This is a genomic window from Palleronia sp. THAF1, from assembly GCF_009363795.1.
In the GTDB taxonomy this organism is placed as follows: domain Bacteria; phylum Pseudomonadota; class Alphaproteobacteria; order Rhodobacterales; family Rhodobacteraceae; genus Palleronia.
The window spans coordinates 1328630-1345998 of the sequence record NZ_CP045420.1 but is presented as its reverse complement, the minus strand read 5'-3'; the positions used below and the strand labels follow the sequence as shown (position 1 = coordinate 1345998).

Annotated in this window: 18 protein-coding genes; 15 read left to right on the top strand and 3 right to left on the bottom strand. The window is 63.9% G+C overall.

The genetic code is table 11. From position 1 onward, the window contains the following. The first annotated feature begins 127 nt into the window (after positions 1-127). The 7 genes from FIU81_RS16680 to FIU81_RS06715 all read left to right on the top strand — a co-directional run bounded on the left by FIU81_RS16680 (position 128) and on the right by FIU81_RS06715 (position 5809). Entirely contained in the window at positions 128-301 is a 174-nt protein-coding gene (locus tag FIU81_RS16680; RefSeq protein WP_172971417.1) for a hypothetical protein, read from the top strand. 10 nt (positions 302-311) lie between these two features. Further along, complete coding sequence (hydA, locus tag FIU81_RS06740; protein WP_124112794.1) at positions 312-1766, top strand: dihydropyrimidinase; 1455 nt, start codon at positions 312-314, stop codon at positions 1764-1766. 6 nt (positions 1767-1772) lie between these two features. Next, the gene (locus tag FIU81_RS06735; protein WP_124112793.1) at positions 1773-2615 is read left to right on the top strand and encodes an ABC transporter ATP-binding protein; all 843 of its coding nucleotides are present in this window, start codon (positions 1773-1775) and stop codon (positions 2613-2615) included. Further along, positions 2612-2842 carry a hypothetical protein gene (locus FIU81_RS06730; protein WP_124112792.1) on the top strand — a complete coding sequence of 77 codons (231 nt, stop codon included), beginning with the start codon at positions 2612-2614 and terminating at the stop codon, positions 2840-2842. Before FIU81_RS06735 ends, FIU81_RS06730 begins: the two co-directional genes overlap by 4 nt. Further along, a complete protein-coding gene (locus tag FIU81_RS06725; protein WP_124112791.1) occupies positions 2839-3837 on the top strand; it encodes an ABC transporter permease in 999 nt (332 codons plus the stop codon). The genes FIU81_RS06730 and FIU81_RS06725 overlap by 4 nt, the downstream gene beginning before the upstream one ends. Positions 3838-3947: 110 nt before the next feature. Next, positions 3948-4781, top strand: coding sequence for an ABC transporter permease (locus tag FIU81_RS06720; protein ID WP_124112790.1), 834 nt, complete (start codon positions 3948-3950; stop codon positions 4779-4781). Positions 4782-4813: 32 nt separating this feature from the next. Then, positions 4814-5809, top strand: a complete 996-nt coding sequence (locus FIU81_RS06715; RefSeq protein ID WP_124112789.1) for an ABC transporter substrate-binding protein — start codon at positions 4814-4816, stop codon at positions 5807-5809. Between the two features lie 17 nt (positions 5810-5826). Here FIU81_RS06715 and FIU81_RS06710 read toward each other — a convergent pair whose 3' ends face one another. Together FIU81_RS06710 and FIU81_RS06705 are read right to left on the bottom strand one after the other, a co-directional pair. After that, positions 5827-7140 carry an AarF/ABC1/UbiB kinase family protein gene (locus FIU81_RS06710; RefSeq protein ID WP_320414795.1) on the bottom strand — a complete coding sequence of 438 codons (1314 nt, stop codon included), beginning with the start codon at positions 7138-7140 and terminating at the stop codon, positions 5827-5829. Then, complete coding sequence (locus FIU81_RS06705; protein WP_124112788.1) at positions 7137-7610, bottom strand: DUF427 domain-containing protein; 474 nt, start codon at positions 7608-7610, stop codon at positions 7137-7139. Before FIU81_RS06705 ends, FIU81_RS06710 begins: the two co-directional genes overlap by 4 nt. Positions 7611-7803: 193 nt before the next feature. Between FIU81_RS06705 and FIU81_RS06700 the strand changes: the two genes are divergently transcribed. The 7 genes from FIU81_RS06700 to FIU81_RS06670 all read left to right on the top strand — a co-directional run bounded on the left by FIU81_RS06700 (position 7804) and on the right by FIU81_RS06670 (position 13925). After that, the gene (locus tag FIU81_RS06700; RefSeq protein ID WP_124112787.1) at positions 7804-9000 is read left to right on the top strand and encodes an ABC transporter substrate-binding protein; all 1197 of its coding nucleotides are present in this window, start codon (positions 7804-7806) and stop codon (positions 8998-9000) included. 66 nt (positions 9001-9066) lie between these two features. Beyond that, the gene (locus FIU81_RS06695; protein WP_124112786.1) at positions 9067-9843 is read left to right on the top strand and encodes an ABC transporter ATP-binding protein; all 777 of its coding nucleotides are present in this window, start codon (positions 9067-9069) and stop codon (positions 9841-9843) included. After that, positions 9840-10664, top strand: a complete 825-nt coding sequence (locus tag FIU81_RS06690; protein ID WP_124112785.1) for an ABC transporter ATP-binding protein — start codon at positions 9840-9842, stop codon at positions 10662-10664. The genes FIU81_RS06695 and FIU81_RS06690 overlap by 4 nt, the downstream gene beginning before the upstream one ends. A 1-nt stretch (position 10665) precedes the next feature. Continuing rightward, positions 10666-11052 carry a hypothetical protein gene (locus FIU81_RS06685; protein ID WP_124112784.1) on the top strand — a complete coding sequence of 129 codons (387 nt, stop codon included), beginning with the start codon at positions 10666-10668 and terminating at the stop codon, positions 11050-11052. 12 nt (positions 11053-11064) lie between these two features. Then, complete coding sequence (locus FIU81_RS06680; RefSeq protein ID WP_124112783.1) at positions 11065-11568, top strand: hypothetical protein; 504 nt, start codon at positions 11065-11067, stop codon at positions 11566-11568. Positions 11569-11613: 45 nt separating this feature from the next. After that, positions 11614-12624: a branched-chain amino acid ABC transporter permease gene (locus tag FIU81_RS06675; protein WP_124112782.1), complete on the top strand. Its 1011-nt coding sequence runs from the start codon at positions 11614-11616 to the stop codon at positions 12622-12624. Next, the gene (locus FIU81_RS06670) at positions 12621-13925 is read left to right on the top strand and encodes a branched-chain amino acid ABC transporter permease (RefSeq protein WP_124112781.1); all 1305 of its coding nucleotides are present in this window, start codon (positions 12621-12623) and stop codon (positions 13923-13925) included. The genes FIU81_RS06675 and FIU81_RS06670 overlap by 4 nt, the downstream gene beginning before the upstream one ends. 35 nt (positions 13926-13960) lie before the next feature. On the opposite strand, the gene FIU81_RS06665 is transcribed toward FIU81_RS06670, so the two are convergent. Next, positions 13961-16006 (bottom strand): FAD-dependent oxidoreductase, encoded by a 2046-nt coding sequence (locus FIU81_RS06665; protein WP_124112780.1) that lies wholly within the window; start codon positions 16004-16006, stop codon positions 13961-13963. Between the two features lie 90 nt (positions 16007-16096). Here FIU81_RS06665 and FIU81_RS06660 point away from each other — a divergent pair, with 90 nt between their 5' ends. Continuing rightward, entirely contained in the window at positions 16097-17041 is a 945-nt protein-coding gene (locus tag FIU81_RS06660) for an ornithine cyclodeaminase family protein (protein ID WP_124112779.1), read from the top strand. The last annotated feature ends 328 nt before the right edge of the window (positions 17042-17369 follow it).

Here is a 17369-nt window from a genome sequence, read left to right as displayed (position 1 = left end):
ACTTTGGCTGGTGATCGGCTTGTTTTGGATTGTAGTGGTCTCGCTTCTCGCCCTCCCGAGCATTTCGACGTTCTCTAGACTTCTATCCCACGCACCGATCCCTGAAGTGTCGATTGACAGAGACGGTTTGGGTGAAGAACAGCTGAAAGAGATTGCGATCGCACACATCGCCGCGCGCAGGAAAAGCATCGCGATCGAAGAATGGCGCACATTCGCATGGTTGGCGTTCTTTCCAGTTTTGTCGTTGTTCATTATAGGTTCTGGGCTGGTTTGGGCTACGAAAGGCTTTGGCGTGAAATGAAGGAAAGAAAATGACCACCGTCATCCGCAACGGCACCATCGTCACCCATGATCTGACCTACGCCGCAGACGTCCTGATCGACGGCGGCAAGATCACCCAGATCGGCCCCGGCCTGAAGGGCGACGAGGAACTTGACGCCACCGGCTGCTACGTCATGCCCGGCGGGATCGACCCGCATACGCATCTGGAAATGCCCTTCATGGGCACCTACTCCACCGATGATTTCGCCTCTGGCACACGCGCAGCCCTCGCGGGCGGCACAACTATGGTGGTGGACTTCGCCCTGCCCTCACCCGGCCAAGGCCTGCTCGACGCCATTCAGATGTGGGACAACAAGTCGGGCTGCGCGGCCTGCGATTACTCGTTCCACATGGCCGTCACCTGGTGGGGCGAGCAGGTCTTCGACGAGATGGAAACGGTCGTAAAGGACCGCGGCATCAACACCTTCAAGCACTTCATGGCCTACAAGGGCGCGCTGATGGTGCAGGACGATGAGATGTACGCCTCCTTCCAGCGCCTTGCGGAACTGGGCGCCATCGCCATGGTCCACGCCGAAAACGGTGACGTGGTCGCGGACCTGTCGGCGAAGCTGCTGGCCGAAGGCAACACCGGCCCCGAGGCGCACGCCTACTCCCGCCCGCCGCAGGTCGAGGGCGAGGCCACCAACCGCGCCATCATGATCGCCGACATGGCGGGCGTGCCGCTCTATGTCGTGCATACCTCCTGCGAGGACAGCCACGAAGCCATCCGCCGCGCCCGCCAGCAGGGCAAGCGCGTCTGGGGAGAGCCGCTGATCCAGCACCTGACGCTGGACGAATCCGAGTACTTCAACACCGACTGGGACCACGCCGCCCGCCGCGTCATGTCCCCCCCGTTCCGCAACAAGAAGCATCAGGATTCGCTCTGGGCAGGTCTGCAATCGGGCTCTTTGTCCGTGGTGGCCACCGACCACTGCGCCTTCACCACCGAACAAAAACGCTATGGCGTCGGCGATTTCACCAAGATCCCCAACGGCACCGGCGGACTGGAGGATCGGATGCCGATGCTCTGGACCCACGGCGTCGCCACCGGCCGCCTGACGCCAAACGAATTCGTCGCCGTCACCTCGACCAACATCGCCAAGATCCTGAACTGCTACCCTCGCAAGGGCGCGGTCGCTGTGGGGGCCGACGCCGATCTCGTGGTGTGGGACCCCGAAAAGGAAAAGACGATCACCGCCGACAAACAGGTCAGCGCCATCGACTACAACGTCTTCGAAGGCCAGCACGTCAAAGGCCTGCCCCGCTTCACCCTCACCCGAGGCCACGTCGCCATCCACGACGGAGAGCTGCGGGCCGAGGAAGGCCACGGCCAGTTCGTCAAACGCCCGCCGAAAGGAGCCGTTTCGCAGGCGCTCTCCAGCTACAAGGCAATCACCGCGCCAAGGCCGGTGGAGCGGTCGGGCATTCCGGCGAGCGGCGTCTGATCTGGAATGGATGACGCTACCCTTCATCGTTCCGAAAATACCTCGGGGGAGCCCGGAACGGGCGGGGGCAGCGCCCCTGCTGTTGTCTCCGCCCAGTCCCTCGATCTGACTTTTCGCACCAACGACGGCCCCGTCCACGCGCTGAAGGACGTATATCTGTCGGTTGCGCCCGGCGAATTTGTCAGCTTCATCGGCCCCTCGGGCTGCGGGAAGACCACTTTCCTGCGCTGTGTCGCGGCGTTGGAGACGCCCACGGGCGGCACGCTTACCGTCAACGGACAGACCGCCGACGAGGCCCGCATAGCCCGCGCCTATGGCTATGTCTTTCAGGCGGCGGGTCTGTATCCGTGGCGGACCATCGGCGGAAACATCCGGCTGCCACTGGAAATCATGGGCTTTGACAAGGCCGAAAAGGACCGGCGCGTGAAGGACACGCTCGCGCTCGTCGATCTGGACGGGTTCGAGAACAAGTACCCCTGGCAGCTGTCGGGCGGCATGCAGCAGCGCGCCTCTATCGCGCGGGCGCTTGCCTTCGACGCGGACCTGCTGCTGATGGACGAACCCTTCGGCGCGCTGGACGAAATCGTGCGGGATCGGCTGAACGAAGAACTTCTGGCGCTGTGGGACCGGACCGGCAAAACGATCCTCTTCGTCACCCACTCGATTCCCGAGGCGGTGTACCTGTCGACCAAAATCGTCGTCATGTCCCCCCGTCCGGGCCGCATCACCGACGTGATCGACAGCCCCTTGCCGCGCGAGCGCCCGCTCGATATCCGCGACAGCCCGGAGTTCATCGCCATCGCCCACCGCGTCCGCGAGGGGCTGCGCGCGGGGATGGAGGACGTATGAGCCGCTGGCGCGACAACCGCTGGACCGGAGAACCCGATACGCGCAAAGCGGCGTGGTGGGCGATCGGAACCTCCACCTTCGCCATCGTACTGTTCGGGTGGCTGCTAATGGACATTGCGTTCGGCACGACAGAGATCCCGGTATGGGTCAGCCCTGTATTCCTGATCTCAATCGTTGCGATTATCGCGTTTGTCGTGGCTGCTTTGAAGCGTTTTCGTATTCCATGACGGACACACCGCTCTCTGCACCCGCGGCGGGGATCGGGCGGTCGGGGCGCGCGTCCCGGATCGCTCGCCGCCTGCATCATACTGCATTGCCTGTTCTGACTGTCGTCGGCGCCCTCCTCGCCATCTGGTATCTCGCCTGCATCCCCATGAACGCCGCGCAATCCGTGCTGGACGCGTCGCGCGCCGATCAGGTCGTGCGCCCCGAAAGCCCGCGCGAGCGGCGCGGCATGTCCGGGATTGCGCTGGCGGCGCTGAACCCCGGCCCGGCGACCGCGCGTGCCTTTACGCAAGATCGCCCGCGCCTGCCCGCACCGCATCAGGTGGCGGTCGAGCTGTGGAATACCACCGCCGTCGTCGCCCCCACCTCGAACCGCAGCCTGATCCATCACGCCTGGGTCACGTTCAGCGCCACGCTTCTTGGCTTCGCCATCGGCACCGGGCTTGGCATCCTTTTGGCCGTGGGCATCGTCCATTCCCGCGTGATGGACCGCAGCGTCATGCCGTGGGCCATCGTCAGCCAAACCGTGCCCATCATCGCCATCGCGCCAATGATCATCGTGGTGCTTTATTCCATCGGCATTCAGGGGATCGTGCCGAAGGCCATCATCTCGGCCTATCTGTCGTTTTTCCCGCTCGTCGTGGGCATGGTGAAGGGCCTGCGCAGTCCTGACGCGATGCAGCTGGACCTGCTGCGAACCTATGCCGCCGGAGGCGTGGCGACGTTCTGGAAATTGCGCCTGCCCGCCTCGGCCCCCTACCTCTTTGCATCTCTGAAGATCGGCATCGCGGCGAGCCTTGTTGGCGCCATCGTCGGAGAGTTGCCCACAGGCGCCGTCGCCGGTCTGGGCGCGCGGCTGCTGGCGGGCAGCTACTATGGGCAAACGGTGCAAATCTGGTCGGCCCTCTTTGCCGCCGCGATCCTTGCCGGGCTGGCGGTCGGGGCTATTGGGCTGATCGAACGCGCGGTGCTGACGCGCATGGGGCTGCGGCGATGAGGAACCTATACGATATCCTGCAGCGGCATCCGGCTCACGCGTTCTGGGGACCGGCGATGCCTTTCGTGTATGCCGCACTCTTTGTCATCTTCTTGCTAGCCTTCATTGATATGCGTCTCGCCTCTATCATCACGATCTGGGCTACAGGCTGGGCCCTGAATATTCGCCTCGCCGGGTTCGACGGTGTGGCCGCTCGCACCGCCGTCCCGATCCTGTTCGGCGCAACCATCCTCATCCTGTGGGAGGCCACCGTCCGTCTCTTTGGCGTTCCCGGCGTCATCCTACCCGCGCCATCGGCCATCGCCTCCGCCTTTGCAAACAACCTGCCGACGCTGTGGGGCGACTTCGTACAGACGGTGAGCAAAGGCGCGCTGTCGGGTTACGTGATCGGCGCGCTCGCCGCTTTCGCCACCGCGCTACTGGCCGACCGCTTCGGCTTCCTGAAACGCGGGTTGCTGCCCGTTGGCAACTTCATGGCCGCTCTGCCCATCGTCGGCACAGCACCCATCCTAGTGATGTGGTTCGGCTTCGACTGGCAGAGCAAGGCCGCCGTTGTCACCGTGATGGTCTTCTTTCCGATCCTGGTGAATACCGTGGCGGGGCTGGCCGACAGCCAGACCATGCAACGCGATCTGATGCACACCTATGGCGCGTCCTACTGGCAAAGCCTGCGCAAACTGCGCCTGCCATCGGCCATGCCCTTTATCTTCAACGGCCTTAAGATCGCCACCACGCTCGCGCTTGTCGGTGCCATCGTTGCCGAATTTTTCGGCAGTCCGATCCAAGGCGTCGGATTCCGCATCTCTGTCAGCGTGGGTCAACTGGCGCTTGATATGGTCTGGGCGGAAATCACGGTCGCCGCCCTTGCGGGCAGCTTATTCTACGGCATCATCGCGTTCATCGAAAACCGGGTGACCTTCTGGCATCCGTCCAACCGGGGCTGAACCCCGGACGTTTCCACAGAGAGGATTACCCCATGAGACCCATTCTGATCGCCACCGCACTCGCCGCCACGGCCCTGTCACCCCTGCACGCGCAAGAGGCCGACGAGGTTACGCTGCAACTGAAGTGGGTCACGCAAGCCCAGTTCGCAGGCTATTACGTGGCCGAGGCGCAGGGCTTCTATGACGCGGAAAACCTGGACGTCACCATCAACCCCGGCGGCCCCGACATCGCGCCGGAACAGGTGATCGCGGGCGGCGGCGCCGACGTGATCGTCACGTGGATGGCCGCTGCTTTGGCCGCACGTGAGCGGGGCGTGCCGCTGGTGAATATCGCACAGCCATTCGCATCTGGCGGCCTGCAGCTGACCTGTCTGGCCGAAACCGGGGTCGAGACCCCACAGGACTTCCCCGGCCGCACGCTGGGCGTCTGGTTCTTCGGCAACGAGTACCCGTTCTACGCCTACATGGCATCGCTCGGCCTGCCGACGGACGGGTCTGAGGAAGGCGTCGAAGTGCTCAAGCAAGCGTTCAACGTCGATCCGCTGCTGCAGGGTCAGGCCGACTGCATCTCTACCATGACCTACAACGAATACGGTCAGGTGCTGGATGCGGGCTATGGCGAGGACGAGTTGGTCAACTTCAACTACCTGAACGAAGGCTTCGGGATGCTGGAGGATGGTCTTTACGTCTTGGAAGAAGACCTCGAAGACCCCGAGTTCACCGACAAGATGGTCCGCTTCGTGCGCGCCTCGATGAAGGGCTGGAAGTACGCCGAGGAGAACCCTGAAGAGGCCGCCCAGATCGTCATCGACAACGACTCCTCCGGTGCGCAGACGCTGGATCACCAGATCTACATGATGGGCGAAGTGGCTAAATTGACCGAAGGATCGAACGGCGCCTTGGACGAAGGCTCTTACCAGCAGACGGTGTCCACCCTGCTGTCGGCGGTGTCCGAGGAAAACCCGGCCATCACCGAAGAGCCGACCGGCGCCTACACGACTGAAATCACGGACGCCGCGCTGAACTGATCGTCTGGCGTGGTCGCCTAGCCTCTGAACGGGGCGACCACCTGCGCCAGATCGACTCGCGCGCGAAGCCGTGCGGCCAGCAGATACGTCCCGGCGACCTTGCGCTGCACCAGCAGCGTGTCGCCGGGCGGCACGTGGGTGAAGTCCCGCCCCTCTCCCAGTGCCATGCCCATGTCGCGCAGACGGCGGGCCAAGTCGCTGGCGCCGAAGTCGAACGGACCATCGCGCAGGGCGCTCATTCCGGTATCAAACATGTTTAGGATCAAATCCTGCTGGTGGGCGGGCGTATCGGCGGTGAACAAGCCGATTTCGATCATCGCGGCCTTGGCAGCAGCCGGGTCGCGGGTCAGCCCGGCCTCCATCAGGTCGCGAAACGCGGCGGTCAAACTGTCCGGCAGATAACGCACCGCGCCGAAGTCCAGAAGGACGATGCGACCCGTTTCAGGCTCCACCAGATAATTGGCGAAGTTCGGGTCGGTCTGCATCGCGCCGAAATCGAACAGCTCTCGCAGAACCAACGTGATAAGCCGCTCCGCCAGCGCGTCCCGTTGCTCTTGCGACGCATCGGTCATCTGCTCGACCGGCACGCCGCGCAGGTAGTCCATCGCCAGGATGTTGTCGGTGCAAAAATCATCGTGGCGCTTCGGCACGACGAAGCCCTCGTCTCCCGCCATGAATCGCCCGAAGGCATCCAAATTATCGCCCTCGCGGCTGTAGTCCGCCTCCTCATGCAACTGCTGCCGAGCCGTTTCCAGTATCGGAGCCATGTCGATCCCGCGCCCGGCTGCCCCCGATAAACGCACCAGACCCGCGATGTTGGCGATGTCGCTATCGATGCTGTCCCGCACGCCCGGATACTGAACCTTAAGCGCCAGATCGCGCCCGTCTTTCGTTATCGCGCGATGCACCTGCCCGATGGAGGCTGCCGCGATGGGGCGCACGTCGAACCGCTGGAACCACTTTTGCCAGCCGGTGCCCCATTCCGCATCAAGCACATCGCGAAGCTGCTTGGGTGGCATCGGGTCGGCGTCCATGCGCAGACGATCTAGGATCGCGGCGATCTCGGGCGGCATCACGTCGCCCGCGTCCATGGACATCAACTGTCCGACCTTCATCGCCGCCCCGCGCATCTTGCCAAGCTCTGTCGCGATGCGGCGGGCGTTGGCGGGTGTCATCACCATGTCGGCCAAGCGCGGCGCGTGTCCCCGTGCCGCTTGGCCGAACCCTTGCGCCAAAGCGCCGCCTGCGATGCCACCGGCAAGACCGCCCATCCGCGCCATCCGCGTCCAGCGGCCAGAGGGCACGGCGACGCCGGCACGATCCTCTTTCACCAATGCTCGGTCCCCCGCGCGCCCTTGATGCGACCTTGCATATTGGGCGTGACCCAACCGCCGTAAAAACTGCCGTCCTGCGGATCGACGCGGATATCGCCGACGAAGCAGGCTTCCATCTGGGCAGCATAGAAGGCGAGGTAACCGGTGAGGTCTGCGAAAGCACGCGTGGGGGTATCGTAGAACCACGCCGCGCGCTTTGCGGCCACGCCACCGGCTGTGACATCGAAGTAGCGCGCCTGCCCCTTCCACTCGCAAAAGCTGCCGCCGGATGTAGGTGTCAGCGTTGCCGATACGTCGTCAGGCGGCAGGTAATAGGTCGGTGCGTGGTGTGTTTCTAGCACGCGCAGCGCGCGGGTCGTATCGGCCACCACTGCGCCGCCCAGCATCACGCGGATGCGTTGGGGCACCGGCTGCAAGGCGGGTGGTCGGGGGTAGTCCTGCACGGTCTCTGGCGGTAGGTCTGTCATGCGCCATACATGGTGCCGCCGCAGCCCGCGGCCAACGCGACGCAAGCGCGCGTTCTTCTTCGGGGGCGTCACCCAAACAAACCGGGCGTACCAAGCTTGACGCAGCTATCCCCTTGCATCGCCACGCCACACCGCAAATAGTCGCGCGCATCAAGAAAGGGGCGATCACAGCCCCGTCACATGGGAGATAGAGATGAAAAAGCTACTGATCGGCACCGCCGCCATCGCACTGACCGCAGGTGCCGCCGTCGCCGAAAGCCATTCCGACAGCCTGAAAATGGGCGTCCTGCTCAGCTTCACCGGTCCCATCGAAAGCCTGACGCCGAACATGGCCGCCGGTGCCGAGATGGCGATTTCCGAAGCTTCGGGTGACGCCAACTTCATGGACGGCATGATGGTCGAGCCCGTGCGCGGTGACGCCACCTGCGTCGACTCCGCCGCCGCGACGGCCGCCGCCGAGCGCATGGTCACCTCTGACGGTGTGGCCGGTATCATGGGTGCCGACTGTTCCGGCGTGACCGGCGCGGTTCTGGCCAACGTCGCCGTGCCCAACGGCATTGTGATGATCTCGCCCTCTGCAACCTCGCCCGGCCTGTCCACCGCCGAAGACAATGACCTGTTCTTCCGCACCGCGCCGTCCGACGCCCGTCAGGGTGAAGTTCTGGCCACCATCCTGAACGAGCAGGGCATGAGCGAAGTCGCCGTGACCTACACCAACAACGACTACGGCAAGGGCTTCGCCGATGCCTTCACCGCCGCCTTCGAAGAGATGGGCGGCACCGTCACCCTGTCGGCCGCGCATGAGGACGGCAAGGCCGACTACTCTGCCGAAGTGGGCGCGCTGGCCTCTGCCGGTGGCGACGCGCTGGTCGTGCTGGGTTACGTGGATCAGGGCGGCGCGGGCGTCATCCAGTCTGCGCTGGACACCGGCGCCTTCGACATGTTCGCGCTGGGCGACGGTATGATCGGCGATAGCCTGACCGAGCGTTTCGGTGCTGACCTGAACGGCACCATCGGCACCGCGCCCGGCTCCGACAACGAAGGCGGCGCGATGTTCCAGGAGATGGCGTCCGAGGCTGGCATCGACGGTACCTCTGTCTACGCAGGCGAAAGCTACGACGCGGCGGCGCTGATCCTGCTGGCGATGGCGGCTTCTGGCTCCACCGATGCCAACGAGTACAAGGGCAGCGTGATGGACGTCGCCAACGCTCCGGGCGAGCAGATCCTGCCGGGTGAGCTGTCGAAGGCGCTGCAAATCATCGCCGACGGCGGTGAGGTCGATTACCAGGGCGCCACCGGCGTCGAGCTGGTCGGTCCGGGCGAAGCCGCTGGCAGCTACCAGGAATTCGTCGTTGAGGATGGCGAGCTGTCGTCCGTCGGATACCGCTAAACCCATCGCATGACGGTTGCAGCCCGGGGTTCATGCCTCGGGCTGCTGCATTGAAGGACACGCGCCATGATCGTCGTCGAAGACCTGCACAAGCATTTCGGAGGCTTCCATGCCGTCGACGGCGCAAGCCTGCGCATCGAGCAAGGATCGATCACCGGGCTGATCGGCCCGAACGGCGCGGGAAAGACGACCCTGTTCAACGTGATCGCGGGCGTGCTGCCGCCGACCTCTGGCCGCGTGACCATGGCGGGCGAAGACATCACCGGCCTGCCCCCGCACGAGCTGTTCGGAAAGGGCCTTCTGCGGACGTTCCAGATCGCGCATGAGTTTTCGTCAATGACCTGCCGCGAGAACCTGATGATGGTGCCGCCGGGTCAATCGGGCGAAGTGCTGTGGAACACGTGGTTCGGTCGCAAGCGCATCGCAGACGAGGAACGCGCCCTGCGCGCCAAGGCCGACGAAGTGCTGGAGTTCCTGACGATCGAACACCTGGCGGATCACAAGGCCGGGCAGGTGTCGGGCGGTCAGAAAAAGCTGCTGGAGCTGGGCCGCACGATGATGGTGGAAGCGCGCATTGTCTTCCTGGACGAGGTCGGCGCGGGCGTGAACCGCACGCTGCTGAACACGATCGGAGATGCCATCCAGCGTCTGAATGTCGAGCGTGGCTACACCTTCGTCGTCATCGAGCATGACATGGATTTCATCGGCCGCCTATGCGATCCGGTTATCTGCATGGCCGAGGGCAAGGTTCTGGCCGAAGGCACCCTGGCCGAGATCAAGGCCAACGAGCAGGTGATCGAAGCCTACCTGGGCACCGGACTAAAGAACAAGGAAACGGCATGAGCGACGCATACGCCGGTCGCGGCCATACGGACAATTCCGTCGTGAAGCCCGGCACGGGCGGCACGATGACGCCTGCACATGAGACAAGCGGCGCGACCAGCGACGCCCCTGCTCGCCCCTTCCTTGAAGGCGCGTCGATGACGGGGGGGTACGGCAAGGGGCCGGACATCCTGCACGACTGCACCATATCGGTCGATCCGGGCCAGATCGCCGTGATCGTGGGGCCGAACGGCGCGGGCAAGTCTACCGCCATGAAGGCTCTGTTCGGGATGCTGGATCTGCGCGAAGGTCATGTTGTGCTGGACGGAACGGACATCACCGCCCTGTCGCCGCAGGACCGGGTACGGGCGGGGATGGGGTTCGTACCGCAGACCAGCAACATCTTCACCTCGATGACCGTCGAAGAGAACCTGGAAATGGGCGCATTCATCCGCGAGGATGACATCCGCCCGACGATGGAGCAGGTCTACGATCTATTCCCCATCCTGCGCGAAAAGCGGCGCCAGATGGCCGGTGAACTCTCGGGCGGGCAGCGCCAACAGGTCGCCGTGGGCCGCGCGCTGATGACGAAGCCGAAGCTTTTGATGCTGGACGAGCCGACCGCCGGGGTTTCGCCCATCGTCATGGACGAACTGTTCGACCGCATCATCGAGGTGGCGCGCACCGGCTTGCCCGTCCTGATGGTCGAGCAGAACGCACGGCAAGCGCTGGAAATCGCGGATCGCGGCTACGTTCTGGTGCAGGGCGCGAACGCGCACACCGGTACGGGCAAGGAACTGCTGGCTGATGCAGAAGTGCGTCGGTCCTTTCTGGGCGGATAGGATGAGGGGACCGGTTTTGGGTGTCTGGAAAAGCAAAGAGGCATGGGTCGTCGCGCTGATGTTGCTCGCAGGCCCCGTTGCAGCGTTCGAGGGCGGTGCGCTGACGTGCCGGTTCACTGTCGAATGCTTCGATGCCGAGGGCTGTGAAGAGACGGACTACGAGGCCGCGCTGGAGTTGCGCGGAGACGGCGCGGTGTTGGTGGATGTGTCGGAAGAGGTGCCACTGCAGGCCATCGAAACAGACGGCACCACCGCTTGGGTTGGCCATGCCAATGGTGCGGTGCGCCTGCTGACGGGTTTGGAGGGCGAGACCGCGCGGCTGTCGGTTCATCAGGCAGCGGGCGATCTGATGTTGAACTACACCGGCATCTGTGAAGTGGCGGACTAAGGCGTGCGGGCGGTGGCAACAGCGCTGGCGCTTGTGGCGGCCGCTCCGGCGCTGGCACAGGATGCAGCGGATCTGAAGGCGCGCGGTTACAGCGTCCTCGATTGCGTGTTCCGGGAACGCTGTGTCATCGGGCAGCCGTGCCAACCCTCTTACCGCGCCACCCGATACTGGCTGAACGATGCAGAGGGACGGGCCTATGCCGAACGCAGAGATGGCAGCTTCCGGCGCGGTATCCTGTCATTGGATGCCCGGTGGAAAGACCTGAGTCGTGCTCGGTCCATCGTGTTCGCGCTGCGCGAAGCCGTAGCCAGCCAAATGACGATGTTCCACGACGGAGGGGCCATCCTGTCAGTCCAATACGCTGCGAACCCAGGGTCGGGTCAGTTTCTCCTTGGGCGATGCTATCGGGATGGTGAAGCACGGGAACAATCTGAACCTGAAAGCGAGCCCCAAGTGCCTCTGGTAGGCGATCCCCTGACGATTTCACCCGTGGCGCCGGACGGCGATGGCGGATAGGTACGCGACCCGGTCAACCGGGCGCAGGCGAGAGAGAAAGATGCGATGGACCTTCTGAACGCCTTCGTGGCGCTGTCGAACTACGTGCTGATCCCGGCTGTGACCTACGGCAGCCAGCTGGCGCTGGGGGCCTTGGGCGTCACACTAGTCTACGGCATTTTGCGGTTCTCCAATTTCGCGCATGGGGACTCGATGGCGTTCGGCACGATGATGACCATCGGCGCCACGGTGCTGTTGCAGTCGCTGGGCGTGTCGCTTGGGCCCCTTCCCACCGCTCTGATCGCCCTGCCCTTCGGGATCGCGGGCGCGGCGCTGTTGCTGTTGGGGACGGACCGCGCGATCTATCGCTTTTATCGCGAGCAAAAAGCCAATCCGGTGATCCTCGTGATCGTCTCGATGGGAGTGATGTTCGTCTACAACGGCCTCGTTCGGATCGCTGTCGGAACAGAGGATCGCATCTTCGCCGACGGCGCCCGGTTCCTGTTCACGGTGCGCGACTTCAAGGCGTGGACGGGGCTTGAGGAAGGCTTGGGCATACGCACGAGCCAAGCGATCACGCTGGTGACGGCGGTGATCGTGGTCGCCATCCTGTTCTGGTTCCTGAACCGCACGCGCACGGGCAAGTCCATGCGCGCGTTCTCGGATAACGAGGATCTGGCGCTGCTGTCGGGCATCGACCCCGAGCGCGTGGTGCGTGTGACCTGGATCATCGTGGCGGCCTTGGCGACGATCGCGGGTGTCCTTTACGGTCTGGATAAGTCGTTCAAACCGTTCACCTATTTCCAGCTTCTGCTGCCGATTTTCGCCGCCGCCATCGTCGGCGGCCTCGGCTCGCCCATCGGAGCGATCGCGGGCGGCTTCGTCATCGCGTTTTCCGAAGTGGCGATCACCTACGCGTGGAAGCTGGTGCTGGTCTATGCCCTGCCAGACGGGATGGGGCCGGACGGGCTCGTCCAGCTTCTGAGCACGGAATACAAGTTCGCCGTCAGCTTCATGATCCTTGTCGTCGTGCTTCTGTTCCGACCGACGGGTCTGTTCCGGGGGAAATCGGTATGAACGAGACGTTGCGCAACACCGGGTTGTTCGCCCTTGTCGGGGTGCTGATCGTGCTGACCGGCGTTCTGCAAAGCTGGAACACCGCGCTGGTCATTCTGAACATGGGACTGGTGTCGGCCATCATGGCCCTGGGCGTGAATCTGCAATGGGGGTTCGCGGGCCTGTTCAACGTGGGCGTCATGGGCTTCGTCGCCTTGGGTGGTCTGGCGGCCGTACTGGTTTCGGCCGATCCCGTGCCGTCGGCTTGGGCTGCGGGTGGCGGGCGCATCATCGGCGGGCTGGCCTTGGGCGCGGCAACGGTGGCGGGCGCGATGGTCCTGTGGAAGCGGATGGCGGCGGGGCGCGCGCGCCTGCTGGCGTTGCTGGCCATCCTGTTCGTAGGTTTCTTCGCCTTCCGCGCGGTGTTCGATCCGGGCGTGGATGCAGTGGAATCGCTGAACGCGGCCACGGACGGCTATCTGGGCGGGCTGGGCCTGCCGATCCTGCTGTCCTGGCCCGTGGGTGGCCTGTTGGCGGCGGGGGCCGCTTGGGTCATCGGCAAGACGGCGCTTGGATTGCGGTCGGATTATCTGGCCATCGCCACGCTCGGCATCGCCGAGATCATCATCGCCGTGATGAAGAACGAGGACTGGATGGCGCGCGGCGTCAAGAACGTCATCGGCCTGGATCGCCCCGTCCCGTACGAGACCGACTTGCAGCAGTCGGACGCGTTCGTGGAGCGGGCAACGGGGCTTGGTCTCGACCCGGTGACCGCGTCGGGGCTTTGGGTGAAGATCAACTACGGCGTGCTGTTCGCCGTCGTTCTGGTCGTGATCTTCGTGCTGGCGCAACTGGCGCTGCGCTCGCCCTGGGGCCGCATGATGCGCGCGATCCGCGACAACGAGTTCGCCGCGCGGGCCATGGGCAAGAACGTCACGCGCAGGCATCTGCAGGTGTTCATCCTGGGCAGCGCGGTCTGCGGGATCGCGGGTGCGATGATGACCACGCTGGACGGGCAGTTGACGCCAGCATCCTACCAGCCGCTGCGCTTCACCTTCCTGATTTGGGTCATGGTGATCGTGGGCGGCTCGGGCTCGAACCTTGGTGCGGTTCTTGGTGGGTTGCTGATCTGGTTCCTGTGGATCCAGGTCGAGCCGATGGGCCGTCTGGCGATGGAGTTCCTGGCAGGCGGCCTACCGGACGGCTCGCTGTTGCAAGGCCGCGTGATCGCGGCGTCCGAGCACATCCGGCTGTTGACGATGGGCGTAGTTCTGCTCGTCGTGCTGCGGTTCAGCCCGCGCGGTCTGATCCCCGAAAAGTAGAGGGGTGCCCGGCTGCGTGCCGGGCACCCCTGCCCTTACATAGCGCTAACCAACCGCAACGCGTCGTGGATCGCGGCGTGGGTGTTGCGGGACGATACGGCATCACCGATGCGGAACAGCTGGTACGCCCCGTCGGGGTTGCCCGTCACCATCTGTGGCGCGCCGTGAATCAGCGCCTCGTGATCCACCTGCCCCAGATTGACCGACCCCGCCTTCAGGTCGAAATACAGATCGTCCAGGGGCCGCGTACCGTAGTTCACGACGATCTGGTCGTGGTCCTGCGCGGTCGTCAGGTCGGAATAGTCGGTGCCCACAGTGGCGCGAAGACGGTTGCCGTGCCGCGTGACCCCCAGCAGACGGCGCGCGACCGAAAAGGTCACATCCTGCTTTTGCAGGCTGCGCATGTAGGGCGTCAGGCTCATGCTCATCACCTCTGGCGAGATGTTGCGATCCGGGGTCATCACCGTCACGCGTGCTCCGGCCGCCGAGGCGATCTCTGCCGCCATCAGGCCCGGATGATCGCCAGCCTCATCATAGATCAGCACGTCTTGCCCCGGCTTCACGTCTCCTGCGATGATGTCCCAGGCCGATACGACCAGATCACTCTCGCCTTGCTGCTCGAACAGCTCCACATTCGGCAAACCGCCGGTGGCGACGATCACCACGTCGGGATCCAGCGCCGTCACATCCGCGCTGTCCGCGAAGGTGTTGAACCGGAAGGCCACATCGCGGGCGGCGCATTGGGCCATGCGCCAATCAATGATCCCGATCATTTCGGACCGCCGGGGCATCTGTGCGGTCAGACGCACCTGCCCGCCGGGATCGCTGGCGGCTTCCAGAACCGTGACGGCATGGCCGCGTTCCGCGCCAACGCGCGCCGCTTCCAGACCGCCCGGTCCTGCACCGACAACGACGATGTTGCGGGCCGTCTCCGCAGGGGCTGCCAGATGCGGCAACGACAGCTCCCGCCCGGTGGCGGCATTGTGGATGCACAGCGCCTCTCCGGCCTGATAGATGCGATCAAGGCAGTATGTTGCGCCGACGCAGGGCCTGATATCGTCTTCCCGACCTTCGGTGATCTTCTGCACGATATACGGGTCTGCCATGTGGGCGCGGGTCATGCCGACCATATCCAGCAGGCCAGACGACACGGCATGACGTGCGGTGGCCACATCGGGAATACGTGACGCGTGGAATGTGGGCATCCCGGTCGCTGCGCGGACCGATCCCGCGAAGTCCAGATGCGGCGCGTAGGCCATGCCCTGCACCGGGATCACGTTCGTCATCGCTGCATCGGTGAAGATCCGGCCCCGGATCACGTTCAGGAAGTCGACCTGGCCCGTGTCCTTGAGCCTTTGCGCGATCTCCAGCCCTTCGGACGCGTCGATCCCGCCTGCCTGCACCTCATCGGCGGTAAAGCGGAAGCCGATGATGAAGTCCGGCCCGACACGCGCCCGGATGGCATCGAGCACGTCGAGGGACATCTTCAAGCGGCTATCCAGCGTGTCCGCCCCATACGGACCTTCCAGCCGGTTCGTCAGGGGTGACCAGAACTGATCGAGCAGGTGACCGTAGGCCTGCAGTTCTATTCCGTCCATTCCGCCCGCCTGCATCCGCTCTGCCGCGTCCGCGAAGTCAGAGATGATGCGCGCGATGTCCCAGTCTTCCATGACTTTCGGGAAAGCCCGGTGCGCCGGCTCTCGGTGTGGCCCAGAGGAGACGGAAGGCAGCCAATCGCCCTTGCCCCACCCGGTCCGTCGGCCAAGGTGCGTCAGCTGAATCATAGCGGCACAGCCGTGCTCGTGAAGCGCGTCGGTCAGCGCGCGGATATGGGGCACGACCTCGTCCCGGTAGGCGAGGATGTTGTTGAAAACGGGCGGGCTATCGCGAGAGACCGCCGCCGATCCCGCGGTCATGGCCAGCGCCACACCGGCTTTGGCACGCTCTGCATGATAGGCCACGTAACGCGCGGTCGGGTTGCCGCCTTCAGGGTAGGCCGGTTCGTGCGCGGTCGTCATGATCCGGTTCTTCAGCGTGAGATGCTTCAATTGGTAAGGCTGTAGAAGCGGATCTTTGGACATGCGCGGTCTCCGTGGCTGACTGCACCACTGGAAATCCGAGCGACACCCGTGTCTATGCTGGCAGCGACACGATGGAAGGCCCGCGCGACCATGGATGCGAAGCTTTTAACCTACGATGATATGGCCCCGCACCTGTCTTGGCCCGATGCGGTCGAGGCCTTGCGCCGGGGCCACCGGCTGGCACGCCCGCAGATCGGTGACCTGTTCCTGGGCCCCCCCGAAGGCACGCTCCTGACACGCGGCGCTTACCTGCCGGGACTGGGCTACGGCGTAAAATCGGTGACGGTCCTGCCCGGCAACCCGGCGCAGGGGCGGCCATCAGTTCAAGGGGCGATGTTCGTCTTCGATGAGGAGACCGGCGCGCTGCGCTCTATCGTGGAAAGCCGATTGGTCACGGAATACAAGACGGCGGCGGACTCCGTCTTGGGTGCCCGTCTGCTGGCGCGGCCCGATGCGCGGCACCTTCTGATCGTCGGCGCGGGTACGGTCGCACGCAGCTTGGTGCATGCCTACGGCGCTGCGTTTCCGAGGTTGGAACGCATATCGGTCTGGGCGCGCAATTTCGCGCAGGCGCAAGCATTGGCTGCGAACGTCGAAAGCCCCTTGCCCGTCCACGCCGTCGAAGACCTGCCTCAGGCGGTTGCGGAGGCCGACATCGTATCCACCGCGACGATGGCGACCACGCCGGTGCTGAAGGGTGAATGGGTCCGTCCCGGCACCCATGTCGATCTGATCGGCGCGTTTCGCAAAGACATGCGAGAGGCAGACGACACCCTGATCTCTGGCGCTGCCCTGTTCGTCGACTGCCGGGACACGACAATCGATCATATCGGGGAACTGACCATTCCCATATCGGCCGGGATCATCGACGAAAGCGCAGTTCTGGGTGACCTGTATGACCTGATAGAAGGAACTCAAGGACGGCGAGACCCACAGGATGTCACCGTGTTCAAGAACGGCGGCGGAGCACATCTGGACCTGATGATGGCCGCCTACATTGCGCGGTCAGCACGCGGGCTACAAGAGAAGCGTTAATATATCCTTGATTCGTATGGATGTTCGCGATTTCTATCCGTCCTCGCCCAAACTGCCACATTGGTTCGACTTTCTGAACAGTGGACGGTCAGCACCTTATCCATGATGACCAATTCGTTAACGATCTTTGTTGATCGCAGAAACGCTTCCAGCCTCGCGAGATACAGCACGCAACGGCGCATTGATTCATGAAAAAGCCCGATTTTAAAGGCAAAACACCGAATGTCTGTCATCATCTTCCGCAGCGGATGGCACCATTTCGCCACGCAACTGCCTTCTTTCGTCAGCCTAAAGAATGCAGAGATTTGTCTTCCTGAACCTGAGAAGT